Genomic DNA, 1,783 nt, shown 5'->3' on the forward strand with positions numbered 1-1,783 from the left:
TCCTCCCTCTATAAATGTTGATTTATCAACGGTTTGACCCGTTGGTGAGGTGTCAAAAAAATATTTTTCGACACGATTTCTAACAATATTTTTATAATATGTGAATCAATTCCAATATGTGGGTACGCTACGCGGTCACTACAGGATAATTACGGTAAGTAGTGATAGGAAATTATGCGATGCACAATGGATCTCTGCATAACTTATGATGACGTACCCTCCCATGTCTCTGGGCATCTGTGTGCCTACATTCCTTCGTTCGGTCTAGTCATAAGGCAGAGGCTAGCGAAGCTCCTTTAGGGACTCGAGGTCGAATGGAAAAAATAGTGCCAGCTTCTCCGTGTCATCCTGTTGTCTAGGTCTATTTAAGGGGATGTAGGGTCTTATGCAGCCTCTGCGAGACTGGGAATATCCCTCATCATTCGCTGTGCGTCAAACGCTTTGTGCTTAGTGCCAATCCCATGTAATACTTTTAATAGTTTTCCGCATAGAACCACGATTGATTGCTTCTTGCGTAACGGATTAACCTGACGATTTGTGTAATACTCGTGTAGCTTTCTAAAGGCTTCATTGTGGCGAATCATTGGCATCATCACTCGGAATAGGAGGGCGCGAAGCTTTCTTCTGCCCCGTTTGGAGATGCGTTTTTGCCCTTTATGCAAGCCGGAGGAATTTTCACGTAACGTTAATCCCGCGAGTTTGATTAGTTGGCGTGGATCTTCGTAGTGTGAAAAGCTTCCGATTTCAGCTAATAGGTCGACAATCGTCGAATCTCCAAGTCCCTGGACCGTTGAGAGCGATTGGTATTCTACAGACGTTTGTACAAGCTCAATTAAGCGCTGCGTAATGCTTTCGATTTCTTGTTCCAACTGATGGTAACGACGAACGAGCGTGGCGATTTCAATACGGGCCATCTCACATCCCTCTGTTACTCCGATGGAGTTAGCAGCGACTTCAATAAGACGCATCGCTTTCGGTCTTTGGGGAGATTTGAGCCCTTCGACCTCACGATATTGTACTAAAAGTTCATCAGCCTGTTTCTGGTAAAGATCACTTGGTAATGGGGTACATTCCAGTACCGCCATGGCCATCTTTCCGAATGATGGGAAGACCTGAGTAAACTCAGGAAAATAGCGATCTAACCAGCGAATCATCATGTTTTTGACAGCACCTAGTTCCTCTGTTAACTTGCTTTTAAACGTTGACCCCACACGAAGTTCGGCCTCCATGTCTTTCAAGATACGAGGATAACTGAATCGCCCATCTTTTATGAGGCGAGCGATTACTAGCGCATCTTTGCGGTCATGTTTGGTTGGCAAATTATCATCCAACTCCTTTGACCGTTTGACGTGCATAGGGTTAGCCATAACCAGGGGAATTCCCCGTTCTTCAAGGAAGTAGGCTAAATTGAGCCAATAATGACCAGTAGGTTCAATCCCGACAAGGACTTCTGTTTTTTCGTTTACTTTCATTGCGTCCAAAATACGTTGATAGAAAAGCTCGAAGCCCTCTCTGGATTGAGATAAAGAGAATGATTTTTGGAGCACTCGTCCGCGATCATCTACAAAGCAAGCAAAATGTTTTCGCTTCGCAATGTCGATTCCAATTACGAGTGTTTTTTCGGTGACTTGATTTATTTTCTGATTTTGTTTAAAATCCATTTTGGAGTCCTCCTTGGTTAACTAAGTTAGGGGTCAATTCGTCCAGATTTGACACCCCGTATCATACCAAGAGGGCTCTTTTTTGTTCAAGTCCCGAAAATCCTTCTAACAGGAATGCTCCT

The 1,783-nt window shown here is 44.0% G+C and carries 1 protein-coding gene; it reads right to left on the reverse strand.

All coding sequences use genetic code 11. The features are described from left to right. Positions 1 to 383: 383 nt before the first annotated feature. Positions 384 to 1,661 (reverse strand): IS110 family RNA-guided transposase, encoded by a 1,278-nt coding sequence (locus tag NR125_RS29125; RefSeq protein ID WP_256816842.1) that lies wholly within the window; start codon positions 1,659 to 1,661, stop codon positions 384 to 386. Between the last annotated feature and the right edge of the window lie 122 nt (positions 1,662 to 1,783).

It is taken from the genome of Cytobacillus sp. Bac17, from assembly GCF_024519925.1.
Lineage (GTDB): Bacteria > Bacillota > Bacilli > Bacillales > Cytobacillaceae > Cytobacillus > Cytobacillus pseudoceanisediminis.